Below are 4688 nucleotides of genomic sequence, written 5' to 3'. Positions count from 1 at the left end.
GAGCCGGAGCATCCGGTGGCCGAGGAGTTCGTGACCCTGCTGCTCCTGGAGGTGCGGGCGGACGGGCGGCTCGCCGTCCTGAACTGCGGTCACCCCGGCCCGTACCGCCTCGGCCGCCGCGTCGAGCGCCTCCCGGTCGGGGAACCGCTGCCGCCGCTCGGCGCCTTCCCGCTGCCCGACGCCCTCGTGCCGTACTCCGCGCCGAGGCTGCTCCCCGGCGAGACGCGCGTCCTGCACACGGACGGCGCGGAGGAGGCCCGCGACCGGCGTGGCCGGTTCTTCTCCCTGGGGGAGGAGCTCGGCCGGTCCCCGCGCGAGGCGCCCGCGGCCCTGGTCCGGCGGGTCCGGACCGCGCTGCTCCGGCACACGGACGGCCGGCTCGCGGACGACGTGGCGCTGCTCGTCGTCCGCAACGACCGTGTCCGGGTGCCGTCGCAGCCCGCCGAACCCGGGCTGCGACGGTCCCGGCCGGCCCCGTCGCCCCACTGCTGAGCGGGGGATACGGGCCGGGTGCCGCCCGCTCCGCCACGGAGTGTCGGGCAGATCGGCGGGGCGGGCGGCGCGGACCGGGCGGCGGCGCTGTACGAGGGGGAGCCGGCGGCCCGGTCGTCGCCTTGCGGCGTACACCTCAGTCAAGCGGTTCCGGCCGGTGCGGGGGAGCGCGCGCGGACCGGGGGAACGGGTACTTCGTTCACACCCCGTGCGAAAACGACCCGTACGAAATCGGCCACCGCTACGCTGAGTTCACCGAGCGACCGGAGGGGCCATGCAGCCCAACACCCTGCTCGACGCCCTGCTCGACGAAGCGGGCGTCTCGAACGCCGGACTCGCCGCCCGCGTGAACCGGGCCGGCCGGGCCAGGGGCCTCGCCCTGCGTTACGAACACACCGCCGTCGCCCGCTGGCTGAAGGGCCAGCGGCCGCGCGGCCAGGTGCCGGATCTGATCTGCGAGGTGCTCGCCGCGCGCCTCGGCCGGCCCGTGACGCTGGACGACATCGGCCTCGGCGTGCCCGGCGGACCGCTGCCCGCCCCCGGCTCGCCGCTCTGCGGTTTCGTGGAGCGGGCCGCCGCCCTCTGGCGCTCCGACGAGCAGCAGCGACCGCACATCGTCGCCGCGCAGGCGGTCACCGGCACGCCCGCGGTGATGCCGGTGTGGGAGTGGGAGAACCCGCCCGAGGACGTGGACGTCTCCCGCGAGGGCCGTACGACGGTCTCGGCGGCCGACATCGTGACGCTGAGCGCGGCCCGGTCCCACTACGAGCAGATGTACCGCAAGGCGGGTGGCATCGCGACCCGCGGCCGGATCGTCGGCTTCCTCACCGCCGAGGCCGCTCCGCTGCTGCGCGGTTCCTACGGCGACGCCCTCGGGCGCCGGCTGCACCGGGCCACGGGCGGCCTGGTGGCGGTCGCCGGCATCTGCGCGTACGACGCCGACGCCCACGGCCTCGCCCAGCGCTACTTCCACCAGGCGCTGCGGCTGGCGAAGGCGAGCGGGGACCGGGCCTTCGGCGCCTACGTGATCGCGCTCCTCGTCAACCAGTCGCTGTTCACCGGGGAGCACCGGCAGGCCGTCGCCTTCGCGGAGGCGGCGCTGCGGGCCGCCGGTCCGCGGATCACGCCGGCGCTCGCGGCCGATCTGACGGCGATGCAGGCGAAGGCGTACGCGCGGCTCGGCGACGCCCCCGCCGCCCTGGCCTGCATCAGGCGGGCCGAGGCGGAGGCGGAGCGGATCAGTCCGGAGGGGGAGCCGGCCGAGACCGGGTACGTCCAGCCGGGGCTGGTCAACGTGCAGGTCGCCGAGGCGCTCCTCAGTCTGGGTGATCTTCCGGCGGCCCATGAGCACGCCGCGACGGCGGTGGGGGCGCCCTCGCACGACCGGGGCCGGGTGCACCGGCTCGCGATGCTGTGCCAGGTGGAACTCCGCCGGGGCGATTGCGACGCGGCGGCGCGTACGGCGGCGGAGATGACCGAGCGGGCCCGGGGCATGGAGTCGCGGCGGCTGCGTGAGCGGCTGCGTCAGGTGCGGGACGATCTGCTCGCGAGCGGAGGCGGGGAGGCACGCGAGGCCGCGGCGGTGATCGAGGGGACGCTACGCGTTCCCCTGTGAGCCGCCGCCTGCTGCCATGAGGCCACCGAAGAAGCGCCGACCCGTCGGAAGGTGGCACCAACGTGCAGTGGACGAAACTGAGTGAACGCTCCGTCTATGAGAACCGCTGGTTCCGGGTGAACCTCGCGGACGTCGAACTCCCGGACGGCCGACACCTCGACCACTATCTGATCCGGCTCCGCCCGGTCGCCGTCGCGACCGCCGTCAACGAGGCCGACGAGGTCCTCATGCTCTGGCGCCACCGCTTCATCACCGACAGCTGGGGCTGGGAACTGGCCGCAGGCGTCGTCGAGGACGGCGAGGACACGACGACCGCCGCCGCCCGCGAGATGGAGGAGGAGACCGGCTGGCGGCCGGGGCCCCTGCGCCACCTCCTGACCGTCGAACCCTCCAACGGCCTCACCGACGCCCGCCACCACCTCTACTGGACGGACCACGCCACCTACACCGGACCGCCCGAGGACGCCTTCGAGTCCTCGCGCCGCGCGTGGATCCCGCTCAAGCACGTGCCCGACATGATCGCCCGCGGCCGGATCCCGGCGGCGAACATGGCCGCCGGACTGCTCATGCTCCACCATCTCCGCCTCGGCTGACGGCGCGTACCTGTGCGGGGGTACGGGCCGTCCGGCCGGAGGGATGGCTCAGGGGAGCGTCAGGAGTACGGGTAGAAGCCCGAGCCCGTCTTCCGGCCCAGCCGGCCCGCGTCCACCATGCGCTGCAGCAGCGGGGGAGCGGCGTACAGGGGCTCCTTGAACTCCGTGTACATCGAGTCGGCGATCGAGGCGATCGTGTCGAGGCCGATCAGGTCCGAGAGCTTCAGCGGGCCCATCGGGTGGGCGCAGCCGAACTCCATGCCGTTGTCGATGTCCTCGCGGCTCGCGATGCCCGACTCGAACATGCGGATGGCGGACAGCAGGTACGGCACGAGCAGCGCGTTGACGATGAAGCCGGACCGGTCCTGCGCACGGATCGCGTGCTTGCCGAGGACCTTCTCGGCGAAGGCCTGCGCCCGGCTGATCGTGCCCTCGGAGGTGGTGAGGGCGGGGATCAGCTCGACGAGCTTCTGCACCGGGGCCGGGTTGAAGAAGTGGATGCCGATGACGTGGTCGGGGCGGGAGGTCGCCACGGCCAGCTTCACCAGCGGGATGGAGGAGGTGTTCGAGGCCAGGATGGCGTCCGGCCGGGTCAGCACCTGGTCGAGCACCTGGAAGATCTCGGTCTTGACCTGCTCGTTCTCCACGACCGCCTCGATGACGAGGTCGCGGTCGGCGAACTCCCCGAGGTCGGTGGTGAAGCTGAGGCGCCCGAGCGCCGCGTCGCGCTCCTCCTCGCTGATCTTGCCGCGTTCGGCGGCCTTCGCCAGCGAGTTGTAGAGCCGCGTACGGCCGATCTCCAGCGCCTCGCCGGTCGTCTCGGCGACCTTCACCTCAAGCCCGCTACGGGCACACACCTCCGCGATGCCTGCGCCCATCTGGCCGCAGCCCACCACTCCGACGCGCTCAATGTCGGCCATGGAGTCCGTCACCTCGTGCCTCTCGCTCTCTCTGCGGCGGGCCCGTGTGATTCCGGTGCGTCCGCCTCGACCCCACGACGTTACTCCGATTCGCGCGATGATCGATCGCCGGGGAGGCGGGCATGCTGTCCGGGAAGGTGTGACGTATCCGACACAAGAGGGGTACAAGTGCGGCCTATCGGCAGAAGAGGGTTCGTGACCGGCGCCACAGCGGCGGCGCTCACCGTGACGGGCGCCACGGCGGCGGGCGGAACGCCGGGCCCGGGAAGAGTCACGTCGGGCGACGCCTCCGCCCCCTACGGCCCGGGGGAAGGCGCCGGTCCGGGCGCGCGGGCGGCGGACGCGGCGGACGTACGGAAGTGGCCCTTCCGCGCCCCTGAGTTCCGGGGCGTGTGGGTGGCCACCGTCGCCAACCGGGACTGGCCGTCCCGGACGGGGCTGTCCGCCGCCGAGCAGCGGGCCCAGCTCCTCGCCCACCTCGACCAGGCGGTCGAGCGCCGCCTCAACACCGTCGTGCTCCAGGTCCGGCCGACCGCCGACGCCCTGTGGCCCTCGCCGTACGAGCCCTGGGCCCAGTACCTCACCGGCACCCAGGGCAGGGACCCCGGCTGGGACCCGCTGGGCACCGCCGTCGAGGAGGCCCACGCGCGCGGCCTGCGGCTGCACGCCTGGTTCAACCCGTACCGGGTGGCGAACCACACCGATCCCGGCCGGCTCGTCCCCGACCACCCGGCGCGGCTCCACCCCGAGTGGGTGCTGCCCTACGGCGGGAAGCTGTACTACGACCCCGGGCAGCCGGAGGTCCGCCGCTTCGTGCAGGACGCGATGCTGGACGCGGTACGGCGCTACGACGTCGACGCCGTCCACTGGGACGACTACTTCTACCCGTACCCGGTGGCCGGCCAGACCTTCGGCGACGACGAGACGTACGCGCGGTACGGCGGCGGCTTCCGCGACAAGGCGTCCTGGCGGCGGAACAACATCGACCTGCTGGTCTCCGAGACCGCCGCGCGCATCAAGGGGATCAGGAAGGACGTGGCCTTCGGGATCAGCCCGTTCGGGGTCTGG

Annotated in this window: 5 protein-coding genes; 4 read left to right on the top strand and 1 reads right to left on the bottom strand. The window is 73.5% G+C overall.

All coding sequences use genetic code 11. The features are described from left to right. From RIF68_RS27900 to RIF68_RS27890, 3 genes are all read left to right on the top strand, one after another. Positions 1 to 492 (top strand): PP2C family protein-serine/threonine phosphatase (locus tag RIF68_RS27900; protein ID WP_309054067.1); only part of this gene is annotated, 492 nt, incomplete at its 5' end. Between the two features lie 274 nt (positions 493 to 766). After that, positions 767 to 2107, top strand: coding sequence for a transcriptional regulator (locus RIF68_RS27895; protein WP_309054066.1), 1341 nt, complete (start codon positions 767 to 769; stop codon positions 2105 to 2107). A 62-nt stretch (positions 2108 to 2169) separates the two neighbouring features. Next, the gene (locus tag RIF68_RS27890) at positions 2170 to 2700 is read left to right on the top strand and encodes an NUDIX hydrolase (RefSeq protein WP_309054065.1); all 531 of its coding nucleotides are present in this window, start codon (positions 2170 to 2172) and stop codon (positions 2698 to 2700) included. 59 nt (positions 2701 to 2759) lie between these two features. On the opposite strand, the gene RIF68_RS27885 is transcribed toward RIF68_RS27890, so the two are convergent. Beyond that, positions 2760 to 3620 (bottom strand): 3-hydroxybutyryl-CoA dehydrogenase, encoded by an 861-nt coding sequence (locus RIF68_RS27885; RefSeq protein ID WP_309054064.1) that lies wholly within the window; start codon positions 3618 to 3620, stop codon positions 2760 to 2762. A 195-nt stretch (positions 3621 to 3815) separates the two neighbouring features. On the opposite strand from RIF68_RS27885, the gene RIF68_RS27880 reads away from it, so the two are divergent. Further along, a partial coding sequence (locus tag RIF68_RS27880; RefSeq protein WP_309054063.1) for a family 10 glycosylhydrolase occupies positions 3816 to 4688 on the top strand: 873 nt, incomplete at its 3' end.

Source organism: Streptomyces sp. (assembly GCF_031178505.1).
Taxonomy (GTDB): domain Bacteria; phylum Actinomycetota; class Actinomycetes; order Streptomycetales; family Streptomycetaceae; genus Streptomyces; species Streptomyces gulbargensis.
Note: the sequence above shows the minus strand (reverse complement) of the source record. Positions and strands in the feature narration are given on the sequence as shown.

Coding starts and splice junctions, on each gene's coding strand:
- RIF68_RS27895 (WP_309054066.1), top strand. CDS start 767: ATGCAGCCCAACACCCTGCTCGACGCCCTGCTCGACGAAGCGGGCGTC.
- RIF68_RS27885 (WP_309054064.1), bottom strand. CDS start 3,620: ATGGCCGACATTGAGCGCGTCGGAGTGGTGGGCTGCGGCCAGATGGGC.